General features: G+C 73.0%; 12 protein-coding genes. 7 read left to right on the top strand and 5 right to left on the bottom strand.

Translation table 11 applies throughout. The features are described from left to right. Nucleotides 1-68 precede the first annotated feature (68 nt). Nucleotides 69-1,802, bottom strand: a complete 1,734-nt coding sequence (locus ACZ6MA_RS21795; RefSeq protein WP_469435565.1) for an amidohydrolase — start codon at nucleotides 1,800-1,802, stop codon at nucleotides 69-71. Between the two features lie 381 nt (nucleotides 1,803-2,183). After that, nucleotides 2,184-2,576, bottom strand: a complete 393-nt coding sequence (locus ACZ6MA_RS21790; RefSeq protein WP_469435564.1) for a DUF4345 domain-containing protein — start codon at nucleotides 2,574-2,576, stop codon at nucleotides 2,184-2,186. Nucleotides 2,577-2,658: 82 nt separating this feature from the next. Between ACZ6MA_RS21790 and ACZ6MA_RS21785 the strand changes: the two genes are divergently transcribed. Both ACZ6MA_RS21785 and ACZ6MA_RS21780 read left to right on the top strand, forming a co-directional pair. After that, nucleotides 2,659-3,264: a TetR/AcrR family transcriptional regulator gene (locus tag ACZ6MA_RS21785; RefSeq protein ID WP_469435563.1), complete on the top strand. Its 606-nt coding sequence runs from the start codon at nucleotides 2,659-2,661 to the stop codon at nucleotides 3,262-3,264. Nucleotides 3,265-3,367: 103 nt separating this feature from the next. Next, entirely contained in the window at nucleotides 3,368-4,015 is a 648-nt protein-coding gene (locus tag ACZ6MA_RS21780) for a class I SAM-dependent DNA methyltransferase (RefSeq protein ID WP_469435562.1), read from the top strand. Between the two features lie 89 nt (nucleotides 4,016-4,104). Here ACZ6MA_RS21780 and ACZ6MA_RS21775 read toward each other — a convergent pair whose 3' ends face one another. After that, nucleotides 4,105-5,349: a GNAT family N-acetyltransferase gene (locus ACZ6MA_RS21775; RefSeq protein WP_469435561.1), complete on the bottom strand. Its 1,245-nt coding sequence runs from the start codon at nucleotides 5,347-5,349 to the stop codon at nucleotides 4,105-4,107. A 170-nt stretch (nucleotides 5,350-5,519) separates the two neighbouring features. Continuing rightward, nucleotides 5,520-5,876, bottom strand: coding sequence for a hypothetical protein (locus ACZ6MA_RS21770; RefSeq protein WP_469435560.1), 357 nt, complete (start codon nucleotides 5,874-5,876; stop codon nucleotides 5,520-5,522). Between the two features lie 267 nt (nucleotides 5,877-6,143). Here ACZ6MA_RS21770 and ACZ6MA_RS21765 point away from each other — a divergent pair, with 267 nt between their 5' ends. The 4 genes from ACZ6MA_RS21765 (at nucleotide 6,144) to ACZ6MA_RS21750 (ending at nucleotide 18,209) form a co-directional block, all read left to right on the top strand. Further along, entirely contained in the window at nucleotides 6,144-7,751 is a 1,608-nt protein-coding gene (locus ACZ6MA_RS21765; protein ID WP_469435559.1) for an ankyrin repeat domain-containing protein, read from the top strand. Between the two features lie 410 nt (nucleotides 7,752-8,161). After that, a complete protein-coding gene (locus tag ACZ6MA_RS21760; RefSeq protein WP_469435558.1) occupies nucleotides 8,162-14,287 on the top strand; it encodes an SDR family NAD(P)-dependent oxidoreductase in 6,126 nt (2,041 codons plus the stop codon). Nucleotides 14,288-14,298: 11 nt separating this feature from the next. Beyond that, nucleotides 14,299-16,617, top strand: a complete 2,319-nt coding sequence (locus ACZ6MA_RS21755) for a 3-hydroxyacyl-ACP dehydratase (RefSeq protein WP_469435557.1) — start codon at nucleotides 14,299-14,301, stop codon at nucleotides 16,615-16,617. Further along, nucleotides 16,614-18,209, top strand: a complete 1,596-nt coding sequence (locus ACZ6MA_RS21750; protein WP_469435556.1) for a PfaD family polyunsaturated fatty acid/polyketide biosynthesis protein — start codon at nucleotides 16,614-16,616, stop codon at nucleotides 18,207-18,209. Before ACZ6MA_RS21755 ends, ACZ6MA_RS21750 begins: the two co-directional genes overlap by 4 nt. Before the next feature lie 54 nt (nucleotides 18,210-18,263). Here ACZ6MA_RS21750 and ACZ6MA_RS21745 read toward each other — a convergent pair whose 3' ends face one another. Beyond that, on the bottom strand, nucleotides 18,264-18,527 hold the full coding sequence (locus ACZ6MA_RS21745) for a DUF5133 domain-containing protein (RefSeq protein WP_469435555.1): 264 nt from the start codon (nucleotides 18,525-18,527) through the stop codon (nucleotides 18,264-18,266). 493 nt (nucleotides 18,528-19,020) lie between these two features. Between ACZ6MA_RS21745 and ACZ6MA_RS21740 the strand changes: the two genes are divergently transcribed. Next, on the top strand, nucleotides 19,021-20,667 hold the full coding sequence (locus ACZ6MA_RS21740; RefSeq protein ID WP_469435782.1) for an APC family permease: 1,647 nt from the start codon (nucleotides 19,021-19,023) through the stop codon (nucleotides 20,665-20,667). Nucleotides 20,668-20,726 lie beyond the last annotated feature (59 nt).

Genomic DNA, 20,726 nt, shown 5'->3' with positions numbered 1-20,726 from the left:
GGTGATGGGTGGTCAAACAGGACCCGGGCGGCGCCCGAACGGGAACCCGAGGGGAGGCGGACGGGGGGTCAGGAGGTGAGTTCGTCGTGCACGATGTCACCGCCCACGGCGGTGAACACGACGGGCAGGCCGGGGATGTCGTGCGGGTCGGCGCTCAGCAGGTCCCCGGCGAGTACGCACAGATCGGCGACCTTGCCGACCTCGAGCGAGCCCTTCCAGTCCTCGGCGAAGTCCTGCCAGGCCGCGTCCGCCGTGTAGGTGCGCAGGGCCTCGGCGAGCCGGATGCGCTGGGCGGGGCCGCTGACGCGGCCGCTGGCCTTGGACTCGCGGAGCATCATGGTGGAGACGCCCTGCCGCCAGTCGGGCAGGGTGACGGGCGCGTCGGAGCCGCTGGTGACGGTCACACAGGCGTCGATCGCGTCCCGGTAGGGCCATTCGTACGCGGCGCGTTCGGGGCCGACGAACTCCTCCTCGATGTCGGCGACGGTCCACTTGATGGTGGGATTCATATTGACGCCGAAACCGTGCGCGGCGAGCTTGCGCATGCTGGGCGCCGTGAGGAAGTCGCCGTGGATGACGTAGTGCCGGGCATCGGGGCGGGGGTGCGCGGCGCTCGCGGCGGCGAAGGCGTCGACGACGGTGTCGATGGCCCGGTCGCCGGTGACGTGGACACCGGCCTGGTATCCGGCGGCGTGCGTGAAGCGGATCATCTCCGCGATCTGGGCGACGCGCTCCTCGTCGGTGTTCCCGCCGACGCACAGGGCGCCGCAGCCGCCGCCGATGTACGGCTCGTGCATCCATGACGTCTTGTTGACGGGGATGCCGTCGGCGAACAACTTGACCCCGACGACGTTGAGGCGGCGCGGGTCGGCGGACGGCGGCTCGTCCATGGCGGCCAGTGCCCGGACGAATTCCTCGGCGGTGCTCGTCATCCCGGTGGGCAGGAGCAGCACACTGACGCGCGCGGTGAGTTCGCCGTCGGCCAGCAGGCGCCGGTAGACGTCGAGCGTGCTGTGGGCGAGGGCGCCGCGCATCAGGGCGTCGCCGCCGGGGCCGAGGCCGGGCTCGGTGTAGCTGGTGATGCCGAGCCGGGCCAGGGTGCGCAGGGTGGTCCTGATCGCGTCGGCCCGCAGCTCGGGGGAGAGGGCGGGCAGTGCCCGGTGGACGAGGTCCTGGGCGCCCTCCTGGAGCAGGCCGGTGGGTTCTCCCGCCGCGTCGGTGACGATGACCGACCCGGGCGGGGCGGGGGTGTTCCGGTCCACTCCGGCCCGCGCGAGGGCCGCGGAATTGACCCAGGTGGCGTGGCCGGAGCTGGAGTAGAGCAGGACGGGATGGTCGGGGCTGACGGCGTCGAGGTCATGGCGGGCGGGCAGCCGGGAGGGGGCGGCGACGCATTCGGCGAGGTAGGCCGCGTCCCACCCGTGCCCGGTGATCCACTCTCCGGCCGGGGTGTGCTCGGCGGCCTCCCGCACGGCCTCCCGCACGTCGGCCATCGAGTGGACGGCGGGGTGGGCGACATCGACGGACAGCGGGGGACTGGTCATGCCGAAGGCACAGCCGTGCAGATGCGCGTCGTTGATGCCGGGCAGCAGCGTCCCGCCGGCGAGGTCGACGACCCGGGTGCCGGGGCCGGCGTGTGCCATGACGTCCCGGACGTCCCCGACCGCGCTGACGAGGCCGTCGGTGACGGCCAGGGCGGAGGCGACGGTGAAGCGGGAGTCGACGGTCAGGACCGAGCCGTTGACGAAGACGAGGTCTGCCGGGGTGGGGTGCAAGGCGTTGTCCTTCTCTTGTGCTGTCATGGCGCGGCCACGGCCGGGGGCCGTGAAAGCTGCCACCACTGTGCGAGCTGCCGGGGGCGGCGCACATCGGTCATTCAACGGAGGGTGGCCCCCGGCTGCCCGGCCCCCGACTGCTCGGCAGCCCCGGCGTGCAGGCGGCGATTCGCCCTCGGTCGGCACCCTGGGTGCCTCGCCGACCGAACTCCCCGCGTACAGGGCCGACTCGGGCTCGCTGTGGACCACCGCATGCCGACCTGTCGGCTACCGGGCCGAGGCCGCGACGGGCCCGGGCCCGGTTCCGCCTCGGCATGACGGTGGCCACTTGCGAGCCGGGCGGGGATGCGGCCGGCCCGCGACGAATCCGAACCCGTTCCGCCGTTCCCCTGCGACGGCGGAACGGGTTCAGGCCTGTGCTCGCGTCAACCGCTCCTCCGCGTCGGCGAGCCAGAAATACACCGGCGGCAATCCGAGTTCGATCACCATCAGCACCACTTGGAAGCCGTGCGGCCAACCCGCCACCGCGATCGACAGTGCCCGGCTGAGCCCGCCCAGCAGGAACACCCCGGCCAGCAGCCGCACCGCCCCCGCCGGGATCGGTGCCTGCCGGACGGCCCACAGCCAGGCCAGCCCGTACCCGGCGAAGATCACACCCATGAACCGGCCGAAGCTGTCGATCGTCGCGTCGGCGTCTTCGGCGCCCGGGATCGCCGCGTTCCCGGCCACCCCGTGGAACAGCCCGATCGCCACGCACGCGATCCCCATCGCCCAGGCAAGTGCCCGCAGAGTCCTGGCCATGGCCGACTCACCCCCCGCTTAGTTGACGCGTGTCTACTAGCGTAGCGGGCACTGGTAGACACGTGTCAAGTAACCTTCGTCCATGCCGCCCCGCCAGCGCCTCACCCCCGTCGAACGCCGTGCCCAGCTCCTGGCCGTCGGCGCGCGGCTCTTCGCCTCCCACCCGTACGAAGAGGTGCTGATGGAGGACGTCGCCGGGCAGGCGGGCGTGTCCCGCGCGCTGCTCTACCGGCACTTCGCGAGCAAGCGCGACCTCTTCGCGGCGGTCTACCAGCAGGCGGCCGACCAGCTGCTCGCCAAGAGCCGGTTCGACCCCGCGGACACCCTGGTCGAGCAGCTCGTGGAGGGCATGGACGCCCACCTCGACTACTTCGTGGCGAACCGCAACGCCATCCTCGCCGCCAACTGTGACCTCGCCGGTGACCCCGTCATCCAGACGATCGGCGCGGGCGAACTCGACGCCCTCCGCGCCCGTCTGCTGGGGGTCCTCCCGCTCGCCGACGACGCCGCCCGCGAGGCCGTGTCCCAGGTGCTCAAGAGCTGGCTGGTGTTCGTCCGGGTACTCGTCGTCGACTGGCTCACCGAGGAGACCTGCACCCGCGCCGAACTCCGCGACGTGTGCGTCGGCGCCGTACTGGGCGCCATCCGCCCGCTCCTTCCCACCGACCCCGCCCCGAACTGGCCCTGACGGGCGCCGGAACCGTTCTCGCGCCGCTGCCCTGTGCCCCCGGGCCCCGGGGGCACGCGGGCGGCGGCACGCGCGGCGAGGGCGGGGGGCTACTGTCGCGGGCATGGTTGAACACGATGCCCTCAGAACCACCCGCGAGGCATACGACGCCGCCGCTTCCACCTACGCGCAGCTGTTCCGCGACGCATTGCTCGATGAGCCCCTGGACCGCGCGATCCTGGGCGCCTTCGCCGAGATGGTAGGGGCGGGCGGGGAGAGGCAGGTCGCGGACCTGGGCTGTGGGCCCGGGCACATCACGGCCTACCTGGGCGAGCTGGGGCTCGCGGTGTCGGGTGTCGACGCCTCTCCCGAGATGATCAAACTGGCTCGCCAGAGCTACCCGGCCCTGCGGTTCGACGTGGGTTCGATGGCCGCTTTGGACATCGCCGACGGCGCGCTCGGCGGCGTGCTCTCACGGTGGTCCATCATCCACACTCCGCCGAGCGAACTCCCCGGGATCCTGGCGGAGTTCCACCGCGTACTGGCGCCCGGCGGCCACCTTCTGATCGGTTTCTGGGCCACCGACGATCCGTCCCGGCCGACGCAGGTCTTCGACCACACCGTCGCGCCGGCCTATCAGTGGTCGCCCGACCACCTCGCGGCGATGCTGCGCGAGGTGGGACTGACCGAGGCCGCCCGGATGGTGCGCGAGCCGCTGCCCACCGACCGACGGCAGTTCCAGGGCATTCATCTGCTCGCCCGCAAAGCGTAGGGAGAGTCCGGCGGTTGTCCTCACACGCCGGACGGGCTGGTGGTGGCCGACCTCGGCCGAAACAGCCCGTCCGGCGGCGAGCGCGCGCCTCAGAACCAGTGCAGGCAGTGCGGGGAGCGCTCGGCGCGGAAGAGGGCGTCCGCGAGGGCGGCCGCGCCCGGGCGGTGGGCCCGGATGTGCCCGGCGCGCACGAGCGTGCTCGGGGCCGTGCCGCCGAGGTAGACCGAGCCCAGGTCCCGCACGTCCAGGGAGAGGTCCGGTTCCCGGTCCGTCGGGACGCACTCGGCCTTGCCGTCTCGCACGGTCAGCAGATAGCGGCCGTGCCCACCGAGGAACGGGTCCTCGACGTCGAGGACGAGCGCGCCGTCCGTGAACCAGCCGCGCGCCGTCAGCGCGCGCGGGATGTCCAGCAGCCGCACCCAGAGCCAGTCGGTGTCGCCGCTCACCTCGCCGGCCCGGAAGTCCGCGAACTGCCAGCGCAGCGGGTGGTCGGGCGGGACGTGCTTGAACACGACCCGCGAGACCAGGTCGTGTCCGATGACGAACCGGGCCAGGGCCGTGAAGACGGCGTCGTCGGTGGTGATGGTCTCGTCGACCGTCAAGGTCCGGTCCTCGCCGATCGAATAGCTGGCGTATCCGTCCGGGACGCCGTCGGCGTCCCGGTGCACGGCGACGTAACGCGGCGCCGGCGAGACCGGGGGCTGCCCCGCCCGCAAGGCCCACCAGCGGTGCGGCCGGGACAGCGCACCGGGCTGGGCGCGCCGGTACCGGTCGTAGACCTCTTCCAGAATCTCTCCGCACTCGGCACGACGCAGCACCTCGACCGAGCCGTTGTCCGAGCCCTTGTCCGAACCGGCCGCCGGTGCGCCGGCCCGTCCGCGCGCCCGGGGAACGGCGAGGGCGGCCTCGTGGCGTGACACCGTCAGCCGCGCCGTGTAGGTCGCCGGTCCGTAACCGAACCGGCCGTAGATCGGGGCCTCGGAAGCCAGCAGCACGGAGAGGAACTCCCCGCGTTCCCGCAACTGGGCGAGCTGATGCCGCATCATCGCGCTGAGCACGCCCCGGCGCCGGTGCGAGGGCACAACACCGACGGCGGTCACCCCGGGGGCCGGTACGAGGTTCGCACCGGGCAGGGTGAGTTCGAAGGAGTGCGCGGCGGTGGTGCCCACCGGTCGTCCGTCCGGGGTCAGGGCGAGCAGGCAGCGGTCCGTTTCGAGTGCCGACCACCAGAGCCCGCCGCCTTCGGCCGGGGTCTCCGGAAAGCGCCCGAACGCGGCATGGACCGTGTCGACGAAGACCTCCAGATCCTCATCGGTCGTGGAACGAATCTCCATCGCCGCCGCTGCCTCCTCGAAAATACCGGCACCACGGCTCGTGGTGCCCGGCCACATTGCAACGCTGCCCCATGGCCGGGGCAAATGAATTTCTACCCGGGCCCGCGGCCGGCACCCAACACGGCCCCGCCGCCGCGGCAGCCCGGGCGATTCAGCTCAGCCGCTGCCCCTCACGGTCTGAGCCGCTGCTCCTGGGGGTCGTAGCAGACAAGCCCCATCGCGGGGGCGACACCGGCGGCGTAGGCCGAAGCTTCGTCGGCCGTGCTGTAGCGCATGGGGAAGTAGACCAGAGGGCCACGTGCCTCGCCGATCAAGGGGCCGGCGGACCATGGCGAGGTGTCGTCCTCGTCCTCCGTGAGATCGGGCCAGCGTTCCAGCAGGGCGGCGACATAGCTGGAGATCCGCGCGGTTGGCGGATGCTGCGCGCCGGTGCCGACGTAGTGGTCGTACAGGTCGCTGAAACGCCGGCCCGCAGTGGCGTCGTCCGTGGGCCGGTCGCCTTCCCAGACGGCGAGGTCGTAACTCATGACCCGAGGCTGTCATACACCACTGACACCACCGACATGGAGACTCGGCGGAACAAGTCCGTGGACGACGGGCGGGCACGACAGCTCCGGGCCGGAGGCGGCGTGTCCGTTGGGCGTACGTGGGCCGCGGCGATGACCACGCCACGCCGCCTCCCCGCGAGCGGGATACAGATGTCTCAACCCGCCCTGCGGCGGCAGGCGTTCATGCCCGTTGGCTGAACGGTCGTCTCCGTGGGTCTGTCAGTGGTGGGTGCCACGATGGATCGCATGACTTCTTCTCGGTTGCTCACGGCTTATCAGCCGACCGGTGATCAGCCCATCCCGCCCGAGTGGTGGTACGTGCCGGCCCGGCTGCCGCACACCGCGGTGGTCGGCACGGGGCCGGACGCCAGGATCCTGCTGACCGGCTGGGAGGTGTGGCCGGGTTCGCTGGGGATCCGGCTGAGTGTCTTCAGGCGTCAGGTGCATGAGGACCGTGGCGGCGGTACGGCTGGACTGCGGTTCACCGTGGTGCTGGCCGACGGCCGCCGGGCCGGTACTCAGGACCCCGACCCCTGGGGGGCACTCGGTGATGAGGCGGAGCGGCTCAGCCTCAGGCTACGCGGGGGCTCGAGTCACCTCTTCCACTACGGCATCAAGCTGCACCTGTCCCAGCTTCCGCCCGAGGGGCCACTCACGCTCATCACCGAATGGCCCGCGGCGGCGGTCCCGGAAACCCGGACGGAGTTCGACGGCACGGCGCTGTGCGCGGCAGCGGAGGGGGCGGTGGAGGTCTGGCCGGACCTGCCGTCGTCGCACGAGCAGGAGAGCTTCGGCTGGATGACCATGGGGCCGCAGGAAATCATGGCAGAGCCCCAGTGGTCGCTCCCGGAGCCTGAGCGGCCGCGACCCCTGGAGCGTGACCGCGCGGACTGGGATTGTCTGGGGAACGGGGGCTGGGCCGATCCGGAGGTGGTGCGGGCCCGTCTGGCGGCGGGCGCCGACCCGGACGATCCCCAGGCGTGGCCGCTGCACCGGGCCGCCGCCGTGGGTGCTCCGGAGGTCGTCCGGGAATTGGCGAGGAGGGTCGATGACGTTGACCGGACCGACGACACAGGCGTCACGGCCTTGTGGGAGGCCGTGTGTCATGGGGCCGAGGAGAGCGCGGCCGTCCTGCTCGCCGCCGGGGCGGACGCCTGGACCCCACGCGTCGCCGGCTGGTCGCCCGGCCGGCTCGCTCTGACCACACGGCTGGCCCCGTTGTTCGCCGATGCCGCGCCGGCGGGTATGAGGCTCTCCGGCGCCGAACTCGCCGCGTTCGGGGCGGCCGACGCCCAAGCCGCCGTCTTCGGCGAGGACCTGCACACCGAGGGAATGTCGGTGGCCTTCGTCTCCGGCGTGGACGCGCCGGAGGCGATCCGCCGACTCGAGGCCGACCCGTTGCTGACCGGCTCGGACGAGTTCGACCCCTACGACGACTGGGACCGCGGCACCCGGGTCGTCGGGGTGACCGCGGTGGCGGGTGGTTGTGTTCTCGTCCAGCCCGTCTTCTACGGGTTGCACACCGAGGCATGGTTGGCCGCCCTGACGAACGGCGGCGGGCGGGCGTACGGCGTCTACTTCAACCCCAAGGGCGGCACCTTCGGCATGCTCGCCGAGGCCGGCCGGCTCTTGCGTAGCGAGGAGATCGGCCTGCCGCCAGGTGAGGAAGACCCTCAAGGGCACTGGACCCACCGATTCTGGCTGTGGGATTCCGGGGCGCGGCTGTGGGAGGCGAGCAAGCTGGTCTATGCCTGTGACCAGGCCTGGCTTACCGTCACCGACAGTCGTGCGGTGGTCGGTCCTCCCGACCAGTGGGCCGAAGTCCGCGAGGGCAGTCCCCTGGCGGCGGCGTAGGAAGTGCCGGAGGGCCCGGGGCGGGGAGACGGCCTCGGGCCCGTGATCGCGGTCCGTGCGCTGTGGTGCGCGAGCGCGGCGCCTCATGTGCGCGCGTCGACACGACCGCGTTCAGACGGATCCGCTTGCCGCCGGCACGCGCTGCCGCCGCGCGGGCGCCACCTCGGCAGGTCTCCCGACAATATGGCGGTCCGACTTAATCGCCTTGCTTCATACGGCGGTTCACCGGGCGACGGCGGGGCAATCTCACCACAGCGCAGAGTCCCCGCCACCGCGACAGAACGCCATAGCCATGGCTGTGTCATGCCATGCCTGCCATCCCCCGCGCCGCCGCGCGCACTCGTTCACGCACACGCCTTCGCAGACGTCAGCCACGTCATCGCTTTCTTCATGGAATGAGGTGTTCGGCCATGTCGTCCCGTCCTGCGCGGCACCGCCTCGCGGACGCCCCGGTCGCCATCGTGGGGCTCGCGGGCATCTTTCCGATGGCACGCGACCTTCGGGAGTTCTGGGACAACATCGTCAAGGGCCGCGACTGCACGGAGGAAGTGCCGGACGAATGGTGGGACGCCGGCGTCCACCACGATCCCGATCCCTTCGCGGAGGACACGACCTACTGCGGGCGCGGTGCCTTTATCGCGCCGGAGACGGTGGACCCCCTCGCCCTGGGGATGACGCCCAAGGCCCTTGACTCCACAGGACTGGTACAACTGCTCGCGCTCCGCGCGGCCGCCGACGTTCTCCGTGATGCCGCCGTCGGCCGTCGCGACTGGTACGACCCCGCCCGCACGGGGGTGATCCTCGGCGTGTGCGGCACCAACTCCACCGTCCTCCCGCTCGTCGGACGCCTCGCCACGCACGAGATGCGACAGACCATGCTGGACTGCGGCGTCCCGGAGGAGACGGTGCGCGAGGTCGTCGCCGCGCGTCTGGCCGGGTTGCCGTCGTGGACGGAGGACTCCTTCCCGGGCGTGCTGGCCAACCTCGTCTCCGGCCGCATCGCGAACCGGCTCGATCTGCGGGCCGCCAACTACACGGTCGACGCCGCGTGCGCCAGTTCGCTGGCCGCCGTCCAGTGCGCCGTGGACGAACTCCGCGGCGGACGCGCGGACATGATGATCACGGGTGGTTGCGACACCGACAATTCGATCATTTCCTTCATGTGCTTCAGCAAGACGCCCGCGCTCTCCCCGACGGGACGGGTCCGGCCGTTCGACGCGCAGGCGGACGGCACCCTGGTCGGTGAGGGGATCGGCATGCTGGCCCTCAAGCGCCTGGCCGACGCCCAGCGGGACGGTGACCGGGTCTACGCCGTCCTACGGGGGCTGGGAAGCTCCAGTGACGGATCCGGCACGAGCGTCTACGCGCCTTGTGGTGACGGCCAGTTGACGGCTCTGCGCCGCGCCTACGAGGACGCCGGCTGCCCGCCCGGCTCCATCGGGCTCGTCGAGGCCCACGGCACCGGCACCCCGGCGGGGGACGCGGTCGAGCTGCGGTCGCTCGGACTTCTCCTGCGGGCCGACCGTGACGCACGCCCCCGGCCCCCCGTGGCAGTGGGCAGCGTCAAGTCGCAGATCGGGCACACCAAGGCGGCGGCGGGCGCGGCGGGGCTCATCAAGGCCGCGCTGGCCCTGCACCACAAGGTGCTGCCGCCCACCCTCCACGTGGAGACACCCGGCGCGGAGCTGGAGCGTCAGGACAGCCCGCTGTGCGTCAACGCCGTGGCCCGGCCCTGGCTCCGTGAGCCGTCCCGGCCCGTGCGTCGCGCGGGGGTGTCCGCCTTCGGCTTCGGCGGGGTCAACTTCCACGCCGTACTGGAGGAGTACGACCCACCGGACGGACAGGAGAAGCCCTGCCCGCACCGTACGCCCGTCGCCTGCCTCTGGCACGCGGAGACCGTCGAAGGGCTGCTACGGCGGCTGGAGGCGGGGGAGCCACCCGAAGAAGGGTCTGTCCCCCCGGAACACGCCCGTCTCGGTTTCGTGGCCCGTGACGAGGAGCACGCGGCCGCGCTGCGGGCCGCTGCCGTGAAACGGCTGAGGCTGAACCCACGGGACGAGAGCTGGCATCACCCCGCAGGAGTGCGCTATCGCCGCCGTGCCTTCGACGGGGACGTGCGCGTCGGCGCCCTCTTCGCCGGTCAGGGCAGCCAGTACCCGGGCATGGGCGGTGCCGCCGCGCTCGCCGTGCCCGCCGTCCACGCCGCGTTCGAAGCGGCCAATGCCCTCTTCCCCGACGACGACAGCCTGGCCCACACGGTGTTCCCGCCCTCGATGCCCCCGCGGCAGGACGGCGAGGACCGGCTTCGGCGCACCGACTACGCCCAGTCGGCGATCGGCGCCCTGTCGGCGGGCCAGTACGCCTTCCTGCGGGAACTGGGCTTCGCCCCGCACGCGGTACTCGGGCACAGCTTCGGTGAGGTGACCGCGCTGTGGGCCGCCGGTGTCCTGGACGACACGGGTTTCACCGCCCTCGCGCACGCCCGGGGGCGGGCCATGCGGCCCGTGCCGGGCCGGGAGCCGGGGGCCATGGCCGCAGTCCGGGCGCCGGAGAGCACCCTACGAGAGTTGCTGGCCGGCCGCCCGGAGCTGCTGGTGTGCAACCGCAACACCCCGGAGGAGCACATCGTCGGAGGCCCCACGGCAGCCGTGGAGGACCTGGTCGGCACGTGCGCGAACCCTGGCGTCCCGGCCTGGAGACTGCCGGTCGACGCGGCCTTCCACACCCCGTATGTCGGGCACGCCGCCGGACCGTTCGCCGAGGCGTGCGCGCGGACCGCGTTCGCCACCCCCAGGGCGCGGGTCTACGCCGACACCGCCGAAGCCTCCTACGGAGACGACCCGGCGGCCAACCGGTCGGTCCTGACGGAGCAGTTGCTGCGCCCCGTGGACTTCGCCGCCCGGCTGGAGGAGATGTACGCCGACGGCGTCCGCCTGTTCGTGGAGTTCGGGCCGAAGCGAGTGCTCAGCGGTTTCGTCGAACGGACGCTGGGCGACCGCGGAGTGGAGAGCGTGGCCTGTGACGCGGGCCCCGGCCAGGACGGCTGCGCGTCGCTGAAAGCGGCGGCGCTGCACCTGGCGGTCCTGGGGCTGCCCCTGACCGGCATCAACCGTTACGACGCGCCCCGGCCGCCGGAGCCCCCCGCCCCGTCGAAGGCGGCCCGCAGCCTGGCGGGCCCGCAATTCGCGACCGTCGCCCGCCGCCCCGCGTACCGGGCGGCGCTGGAGAAGGCCGCCGAGGCCGTGCGGGAGCAGCAACGATGCAGGCGGCAGCGGCAGGACACCGCCTCCGCACCCGCCGTCCCGGCCGCGGCCGAGGAGGAGGCCCTGCACCGGGCCGCGGCCGAGCACCTCGCCGCGCACACCCGTTATCTCGACAACCAGCTCCAGGTTGCCGGGCAGCTCACCGACCTCCTGAGCCGACGCGCGCCGGACGGAGGACTGGACGCCGCACTGCTCCAGGCGGTCACCGCCGTCACCGAACACAGCCTCGCGGTGGGAGCGGCGCACACCCGGGCCGCGGAGGTGATCGCCCGGCTCCTGGATCCGGGCGACGGGAAGACCGCGGGGCACGGTATCCCCGGGGATACCGGAGGTACCGGGGAGCCGACGCGGACCGCCGCCCCCGAACCCGCCGAGGAACGGGCGCGGACCGTCCCCGCCGGCGCGGGCGCGGAAGACGCCATCGCACCGGGCACCGACAGGTCCGCGCTGGCCGAGCTGTGGGACGCCGAGAGCGAGGGGGCGGAGGCCGCAGGGCTCCCCGGTGGCGTGGAGGTCGCTGTCGAGGAGGTCGAGCGGGTACTGCGGGAAGTGACCGCCGCGAAGACCGGGTTCGACATCGACCTGATCGAGCCGGACCTCCTCATCCAGGAGGACCTCGGCATCGACTCGCTCAAGCGCATGGAGATCGGGGCCGAGGTGTGGCGCCGCTACCCGTCGCTCGACCGGGGCGACCTGTTCCGGCTGGCGGAAGCCCGGACGGTGCGGGATCTGTCGCGGAAGTTCCACGAGGTGCTGAGCCGCCCCGCACTGCGGGGACCGGTGCCCGGTGCGATCGCCAGCGGAGTCGCCGTCGTGACCCTGCGCACGCTGCCGCCGCCCGACGTCCTGCTGAACCCCTGGCCGCCGGGCAGCCGGGCGCTCGTCCTGGACGACGGAACGGAGCTGTCCGCCGCCCTCGCCGAGACGCTGCGCTCCGGCGGCTGGCGGGTCGACCGCGTGTGCCTGCCGGACGCCGGGCCTCCCGAGCCCGCCGGCGAGGCAGGCAGGCGGAGCGGTCCCCAGCGGCTGAAGGACTGGAGCGAGCCGGCGTTGGCGGCCGCCGTGGCCGCGACCTGCCCGGACAGCGGCCCGGCGCGGTTGTGCGTCCTGCCCTGGGGCCGCTCCTCCTGCCCCGACGCGCCCGCGGCGATCGAAAGGCTGCGGCACGCCGTCCTCGTGGCCAAACACGTGTGTCCCGTCCTGACGAAGGCGGCGGGACCCGGCCGGCGGGCCGCCTTGGTGACGGTAACTCAGCTCGACGGATCCCTGGGGTACGCGGGTTCGGGCGGCGACGGGACCGCGGCCCTCGCGGGCGGGCTCGGCGGCCTGCTGAAAACCGTCGCGCTGGAAGAACCCGGCTTGTTCTGCCGTGCCCTGGACTTCGCCCCCGACACCGACCTGAGGGCCGTGGGCGACGCCTTCGCCGACGAGATCGCCGACCTGGCCACCGACCTCCGCGAAGTGGGCCGGGACGCGACGGGACGCCGCACCCCCCAGCTGACCCCGGTGACCGACCCCGCACCCCTCCCGGAGACGGAGGCCGAGGCGGAGGCCGGGACAGGGTCAGACCCGTCGGCCCCCGAGGAACGCGGCCTGCTGCTCGTCACCGGCGGTGCCTCCGGGATCACTTCGTGGTGCGTCCGCGCGCTGGCCGGCGACCACCGCTTCGACTACCTGCTGCTCGGGCGGACCCCGCTCACCGACGAGCCGGCGAGGGCGGCCGGAGTGAAGAGCGGTGACGAGGTCCACCATGCCGAGGAACACGTCGAGCGGGTGCTCCGGCAACGCGACATCCGTGCCGGTCTGGAGGAGATCCGCTCCCTCGGCGCCGCGGCCGAGTACCTGGCGGTGGACGTGCGCGACGGCGCCGCGCTGGCCGAGGCGCTCGCGCCCTACGTCCCGAGGATCACCGGTGTGCTGCACGGCGCGGGAGTGCTCGCCGACACCTCGCTGGAGGCGATGGAGCCGGAGTCGGTCGCCGCGGTCGTGGAGACGAAGCTGAGCGGACTGCATCACGTCCTGCGGGCGCTGGAGCCGGAACGGCTCCGGCACCTGGTGGTCTTCACCTCGATCGCCGGCATCTGGGGCAATGTGCGACAGGCTCACTACGCCCTCGCCAACGAGGCACTGAACCGCTTCTCCCGGGCTTTCGCCACGGCCCACCCCCGATGCAGGGTGAAGCCCGTCGCCTGGGGGGTCTGGGAGGGGGGCGGCATGGCCGCCCGGATCCACGGGCTCTACGCGGAAGCGGGGGTGCCCACGCTCAGCCGGGAAATGGGTTGTGCGTACTTCCTGCGGCTCATGGCCGACGGCTCCGGCCCGCACGAGAGCGCGGTGACCGTCGCGGGACCCCTCGAACCGCTGTACAAGCGAAGCGAACGACTGCCTGACGAAGGGCTGGTCGCGCGGCGTTCGGTGGCCGGCCTGGGCGACGACCCGGTCCTGCGGGACCACCGCTTCGACGGCACCCCGGTGCTCCCCATGACGGCGGCCGTGGGCTGGGGCGTACACCTCGTCGAACGGGCCCTGGGCGTGACGGAGACCGTGGCGGAGTGCCGGGACTTCCGGATCGTCCATGGCATGGGCTTTCCGCCCGGCCGCCGGGAGACGGCCCGGGCGCGGCTGGTGCCGGAACCGGATATCGACGGCTTGCGGTGCACACGCGTCTCCGTGCACGACGACGACCGGGAAGACGTCTCTTTCGACGGCCGCTACCTGCTGAGCGACGGCCGCACCGGGGCCGCCCCGCGAGTGGCCCTGCCTCCCCACACCGTCGCCGACGCCCCGCACCCCGGATACGCGGACGGCCGGCTGTTCCACGGGCCGACCCTCACCGGTCTGCGCAACGAAGTCGAACGCCGGGGGAGTCACCTGGTCGTCGTCGCCAGGATGCAGGACCCACCGTTCGCCGGGGGCGCTTACGCCGGCCGGCTCTATTCCCCCGCGTTGGCCGACCTCCTCCTCCAGGCGGCGTGTGTGGCACTGGTACCGGAAGCCGGTGCGCGCCTCAAGCCCATCCCCGTCAGTGTCGAGCGTGTGGAGCTGTTCGCCGCCCTGCCATCCGACGGGGCGTTCGCCATCCGGGTCGAGGTGCGGGAAGCGGCGACCGAAGCCCTGTTCGCGACCACCGACATCACCGGCTGTGCCCTTGACGGCCGGGTCCTCCAGCGGTGGACCGGCGTACGCACCCTGTGGGCCGATCCCGCCGAGGTCGTCACCCGCGTCCTCGGCGCCATCCGCGGTGAGTGCCGACCGGAGGCGACCGAAGGATGACGGAGGGAGCCATGGAAGACGTGACCTTCGAGGGGATCCCGCTGGAGGGCCCACCCGGCAGCGGGCCCGTGTCCTCGCCCCCGGGCGGAGCACCGGCGCCCTCCGACCCCCCTGACGCCACCGCCCCGGCCCCCGGTCCGCTCCGCACCCCGCGCGAGAGGATCGCCGAGAGCCTTCAGCGCGCCCACACCGCGGTGCTCGCCGCCCACGCGGCCGTCACCGTGCGGCTGCTCGCGCGGGCAGCGACGGACACCACGCCGTGGCACGCCGGTACGGCCCCGTCCATGGCGACCGCCGGCGAAGACACCGCGTCCTCGTCGGACGCGGCCGAGACCTTCCTCCGGGCGGCCGCGCGAGTGGTACCGGTCGCCGAGGGCAGGTGGCCGTGCCGCGTCACCACCCGGTGGCACGGGGCCGTGCCGGACGTGCCGCGTGCGGCGGAGGTCCGCACCCACCCGGCACCCCCCTCCGAGGACGCGCCGGACGACGCCGGGTGGCACATCGGCGTGAACGGGGCGACGGTCGCCACCGTACGCGTCCTGGGCGCGCACGACCCCTGGCCCGAGCGGCCGGTGCCCCGCTTCCCACCGGACCCGCGACCACTAGCCCGGACCCGGGTGACCCGTCTGGCCGCGGCCGGTCTCGCGGCCCTGGCACGGGGTGAGATCGCCCGGGTTCTCGGCCCCGCGTTCGACCAGGGCCATCTGCCGCCGCGGGACCGGCTCGCTCCATGGGCGTCCGGACGGTTGGCGGAGGTAACCGTCGAGCCCGGCGCCGGCCCCTACGGCCAGGGCGTCCTTCGGGCCACCGCCCACCCGGTGGAGGCGCACGACACGACGGCGACGTGGCCGTGGCCGGTCATGACGGCCATGGACATCCTCCGTGTCCACCTCGTGTGGCAAGGCTTTCATCTGTGCGTTCCCGGGGCCCGGGCCGTTCCCGCGCCGGACAGCGTCCTTCTCGTCGAGGTCATGGACACCTTCCCGTCCCACGCGCCGGTGGACGCCGAGATGGTGATCACGGGCAGCGGCCTCACACCCCGGCCCTACGCGGTCGGTGACTGCTGGTTCGGGGTGCGGGGACGCCGGGTGGCGCGGCTGCGTGATGTGGCCGTCGCCCTCCAAGAAGCACCGGGCGCCCCCATGCGGTCGTCCGCCGAGCCACCACAGCGGACCTGCCGCAGAACCACGGACGGAGGCAGTGCCATTGCCCACGAGTGGCACATCGCGCAGGCCGCGGAGGGAGATGCCGCCGGCACGGCGTCGTCGTGTCCCGGGGGCACCGCCGCGACCGCGACCGTGCGGCCCCGCCTGCCGCGCGGGGATCTGCTCATGGTGTCCCGGGCGGTCGACGGCCGGGGCCGCGTGGGCGAGTACCGCGACGGCACCCACGCCGTGTTCGAGTACGACGTGCCGGACGACCCCTGGTATCTGCGGGAGAACAACGGCACCCTGCCCCAACTGGCCCTCATGGAGACCGCGCTCCAGCCGATGGGCATGCTGGCGGTAGTCCTCGGTGTCACCGGCGAATACCCTCACCAGGACCTGGCCTGTCGCAACCTGGAAGGCAGGAGCCGCCTGCTCCGGCCGGTGAGCTGGCGCGGGACGACCCTGCGCCAGGCCGTCACTCTCCGCTCCCACACAAAGCTGCCGGGCGGGATCCTCCAACGCTACGACTTCACCCTGCACCACGCCGGCGTGCCGTTCTGCACCGGTGAGGCGGTCCACGCCTATCTGACGCCCGAACTCCTGCACGCCCAGGCGGGGTTGGACGACGGGAGGTGCGTCCCGCCCTGGCTGGAGCGGGAGGCGTCCCCGCGCGACGGTGTCGTCCGACGTCGCCTGCGGGACGACCCGAGACTGGGCCGTGGCCGGCTGGCGTTGCTGGAGGACACCGTCGTCGTGGCCGGCGGAGGCGACCACGGCCGGGGCTACGTCCTGTGTGACAGCCCGGTGCGGGGTGACGACTGGTTCTTCGAGCAGCACTTCCTCGACGACCCCGTCCTTCCCGGTTCCGTCGGAGTCCAGACGCTCTACCAAGCCGTGCACGCCTACGCCCTGATCACCGGCCTCGCCGACCACCTGGACCGGCCGCGCATGACCGTCACACCCGGGGAGGAACTGCGGTGGACCTACCGCGGGCAGATCCTGCGCGAGCACCGGCGCGTCCGTGGTGAGGCCCACATCCGCGACGTCCGGGCCGACGGCGAGCGGGTGACCCTCCGCGCCGACGGCAGTATCTGGCGGGACGACCTGCGCATCTACCAGGTGGACAACATCGCCGTCGACCTCCGGCCGGCGGCGCCCGTGCGGCAGGAGGACATCCGGTGACCGTACGCCACGACCCGGACGGCCTGTACGCGGCCCTGGCGGCCCTGGACCGCCCCTGTCACCTCGTCAGCAGCCGTGGCCGCGTCGGCGCGACCGACCGGCCCCCCGCCGCCACCGAGGACGCCGTCCTGCTCGCGTCCGTCGGCCCCCTGCCGCCCGAACGCCTGGGCTCGGCCGTCTTCCGGCGCCACCAGGGCGTGCGCTACGCCTACATGGCCGGGTCCATGGCCGGTGGCATCGCCTCCGAGGAACTGGTCATCGCCCTGGCCCGGGCCGGCCACCTGGCCTCCTTCGGGGCCGCCGGGCTGCCCGCCGCCCGCCTCGAACCGGCCTTGGCGCGCCTGCGCCGGGAACTCGGCGACAGGGGCGTCCCGTATGCCTGCAATCTCATCCACAGCCCGACGGCACCGGGCCTGGAGCGCATGTGCGTCGACCTCTGCTCGCGCCACGCGGTCCGCTGCGTCGAAGCCTCGGCCTTCGTCCGGCTCACCCCCGATCTGGTGCGCTACCGGCTGGCCGGACTGCGTCCCGGCCGCGACGGGGGAGCGGAGGCGGACAACCGGCTCGTCGCCAAGGTGTCCCGGCCGGAGACGGCCGAGATGTTCATGCGCCCCGCCCCCGAGGCGATCGTCAGCGAACTCGTCACCCGGGGACAGGTGACCGACGAGCAGGCCCGGCTCGCCCGGTCGGTGCCGGTGGCGGACGCCGTCACGGCGGAAGCGGACTCCGGCGGGCACACCGACCGCCGGCCGCTGGTCGTCCTCCTGCCCCTCCTCCTGCGCCTGCGGGACCGCCTCGCGCGTGAACTCGGCGGCCGCCACCCGGTATCCGTGGGAGCGGGCGGCGGCATCGGCACGCCGCAGGCGGTCATGGCGGCCTTCGCGCTGGGCGCCGACTACGTCGTCACCGGCTCCGTGAACCAGGCGACGGTGGAGGCGGGGACGTCCGCCGCGGCCAAGGCCCTGCTCGCACGAGCCGGCCCGGCCGACTGCACCATGGCACCGTCGGCGGACATGTTCGAACTCGGCATACAGGTGCAAGTCCTGGGCCGGGGCACCATGTTCGCCGGCCGCGCGGCCCGCCTCCACCGCCTCTACCTCGAACACGACGGGCTCGCGGGCCTCTCGCCCGGCGACCGCCGGTACGTGGAGGAGCGCCTGTTGCGGCGCCCCCTGTCCGAGGTGTGGCGGGAGGCGGCCGCCTATCTGGCGGAGCACCACCCCGAGGGGCTCCGGCGCGCGCGGGAGGACCCCAAGTACCACATGGCCGTCGTCTTCCGCTGGTACCTGGCCATGGGATCCCGCTGGGCCGTCGCGGGTGAGCCCGACCGGTCGTCCGACTGGCAGATCTGGTGCGGACCGGCCATGGGCGCCTTCAACGCCTGGGCCGCCGGCAGTGTTCTGGCCGACCCGGCGGGGCGACCGGCCGCCACCGTCGCCGGGCATCTGATGCGCGGCGCCGCCTTCCACGCCCGCGTCGGACAACTGCGTCTGTCCGGCGTGCGCCTGCCCGCCGCGTGCGGCCACTACCGGCTGCCGGCCGCCGGCCCGGGCGCGGAACGCCGGGCCACGGCGGCCGGCAGCACGGCGTAGCGCGGTCACGGCCGGGCGAGACGGGCGGGACGGCCGAAGCCGATCGAGGGGGGATCAGCTGTCGACCAGGACGGAGTCGCCGCGGACCCGGCCGGTGGGCACCCGGTCGCCGATACCGCGGTCACCGGACACCCGGCGGCGGGCGGCCGCCAACGCGGCCTCGATGTCCCGGGTACCGGTGGACACGCAGAGGGTGTAGGAGACGTCGTCCATACGCCGCCGGATCTCTGGGCTCGCGGCCTCCCGGGAGGCGAGCGCGCGCAACGTTTCGTACCGCTCGATGAGATCCCGCAACACCGCAGGGTGAGCCATCAACACGGAGGTCTCCTTCCACGCCATGAAGCACTGGGTCCAGCCAAGCGCTCCGTTACCCGCTTTTCTCGTGCCCATTCCCAAAAAATCAGGTGGCCGGAAACCCCGCCCCGCCGACGGCCGCCCAGCGCCCTGCCGGGCGGCGCGGGGCCGGGCGCAGGGCCGGGTGAGGTGTCCGAAAGCCGTGGCGGCGTGTCGTAATATGTCCGGTGTCGCTATTGCGTCCTCGGCCATCCCGTCGTCATCGAGCCCGGACAACCGTCGATCCTCTCGCACGGACCTCCCGGCTCTTCGCGCCGCGCCCGGTGTCCGTTCCCGGGGGCCGATCTCGGTGAAGTCCAGGGGACCGCACCCAGTGCGGGCGATCCGCTTCCGCTCAGCCCGGCAGACGGCGTCGTCGGCCGGCACGCGCCGACGGTGCGGGCCCGGCACCGGATGACCGAGAGGCGCGTAGAGGCGCCCCTCGGTCTCCAGACAGAACGGAACGCACGTCGTGGATATGAGCGCGGCCAATCGAAAGGGCCTCAGCCTCTTCGCCCTGATCATGATCGGGCTGGGGTCGATCTTCGGATCGGGATGGCTCTTCGGAGCCGGTCAGGCGGCCCAGGTCGCCGGGCCCGCCGCGCTGGTCGCCTGGGTGATCGGCGCCGTCTTCATCGGCATGATCGCCATGACGTACGCCGAGGTCGGTGCCGCCTATCCGCTGCCGGGCGCCATGGCCCGGTTCGGTTCCCTCTCGCACGGCCCGGTGCTGGGCTTCATCACCGGCTGGGCGGTGTGGATCGCGACCGCCTCGCTCATCCCCATCGAGGCCATCGCCGGCACCCAGTACATGTCGTCGTGGGGCTTCGGCTGGGCCCGGGAGCTGGTCGCCGACGGCAAGCTGACCGGCACGGGCCTGGCCACGGCCCTGTTCCTGACCGTCGCGCTGTGGCTCGCCTGCTACTGGTCGGTCGAGCTGCTGGCGCGGGCCAACAATCTCCTGACCCTGGTCAAGTTCGCCATTCCCGTCCTCGCGGTCGGCGCGCTCATCACGTCCGGCTTCCACACCGGTAACTTCACCGCGCACGGCGGCTTCGCCCCCAACGGCTGGTCCGCCGTGCTCACCGCCGTCTCCGCCTCGGGCGTCGTCTTCGCCTTCAACGGCTTCCAGGCCGTCGTCAACCTCGGCGGCGCCGCCAAGAACCCGGGCCGGGCCATCCCGCTCGCCCTCGTCGGCGCGCTCTCCCTCGGGCTGGTCATCTATCTCGCCCTCCAGGTCGCCTTCCTCGGTGCCGTACCGCCGGAGCGGCTGGCCGAGGCCGGCGGCTGGAGCGGGGTGAACTTCGCGTCACCCTTCGCCGATCTCGCCAAGCTGCTGATGCTGCACTGGGTCGTCACCATGCTCCAGTTCGGCGCCTTCATCTCGCCCAACGGTGCCAACATCGGCAACGTCGCCTCCGCCGCGTACCTGGCGCAGAACCTCGCCGACACCGGCTTCTTCCCCAAGAAGATCGCCCAGGTGCACCCCCGCTACGGCGTCGCCCGCCCCGCCATGTGGCTGAACCTCGGATTCTCCGTCCTGCTGCTGCTCACCGTCGGCCACAGCTGGGAGGCCCTGGCCGGCGTCGTCTCCGCCGCGATGGTCGTCTCCTACCTCATGGGCCCCATCGCGGTCGGCGTCTTCCGGCAGACCAAGCCCGACCTGCCCCGCCCCTTCCGGCTCCCCGCCGCCCGGGTGCTGTGCCCCGTCATCTTCGCGTTCGCCGCCTGCGCCCTGTACTGGTCGAAGTGGCCCAACACCGGCAAGGTCGCCCTGCTCACCCTGCTGTCGGTGCCCATCGCCGCCGTGGTGCTGCGCCGCAAGGGCGAGACCAGCCTGCGTCGGCAGTTCGCACCGGCCTGGTGGATGGCCGCGTTCCTGCTGTGGACGGCACTGCTGTCCGCTCTCGGCAGCACCGAGTTCGGCGGCCACGGAGTGATCCCCGGCGGCCTGGACATCGCGCTGGTCGCCGTCTCCGCCCTCGGCTTCTACTTCTGGGCCGTCCGCGCCGGAGTCCGGGCCCACCACGCGGGACTGCCGCATCCCGACCCGGTGGTCGGCGCCACCGCCGGGTCCGTGCCCGGGCAGCGCCACCCCGAGCCCGCCGGGGCCGTCGCTCCCTGACGCGGCGGGCCGCTCTTCCGCGGCTCCGCGCGCGTTCCGCCTCGCGTCCGTTCGACGGA

Source organism: Streptomyces sp. NPDC042259 (genome assembly GCF_055582085.1).
Note: the sequence above shows the minus strand (reverse complement) of the source record. Positions and strands in the feature narration are given on the sequence as shown.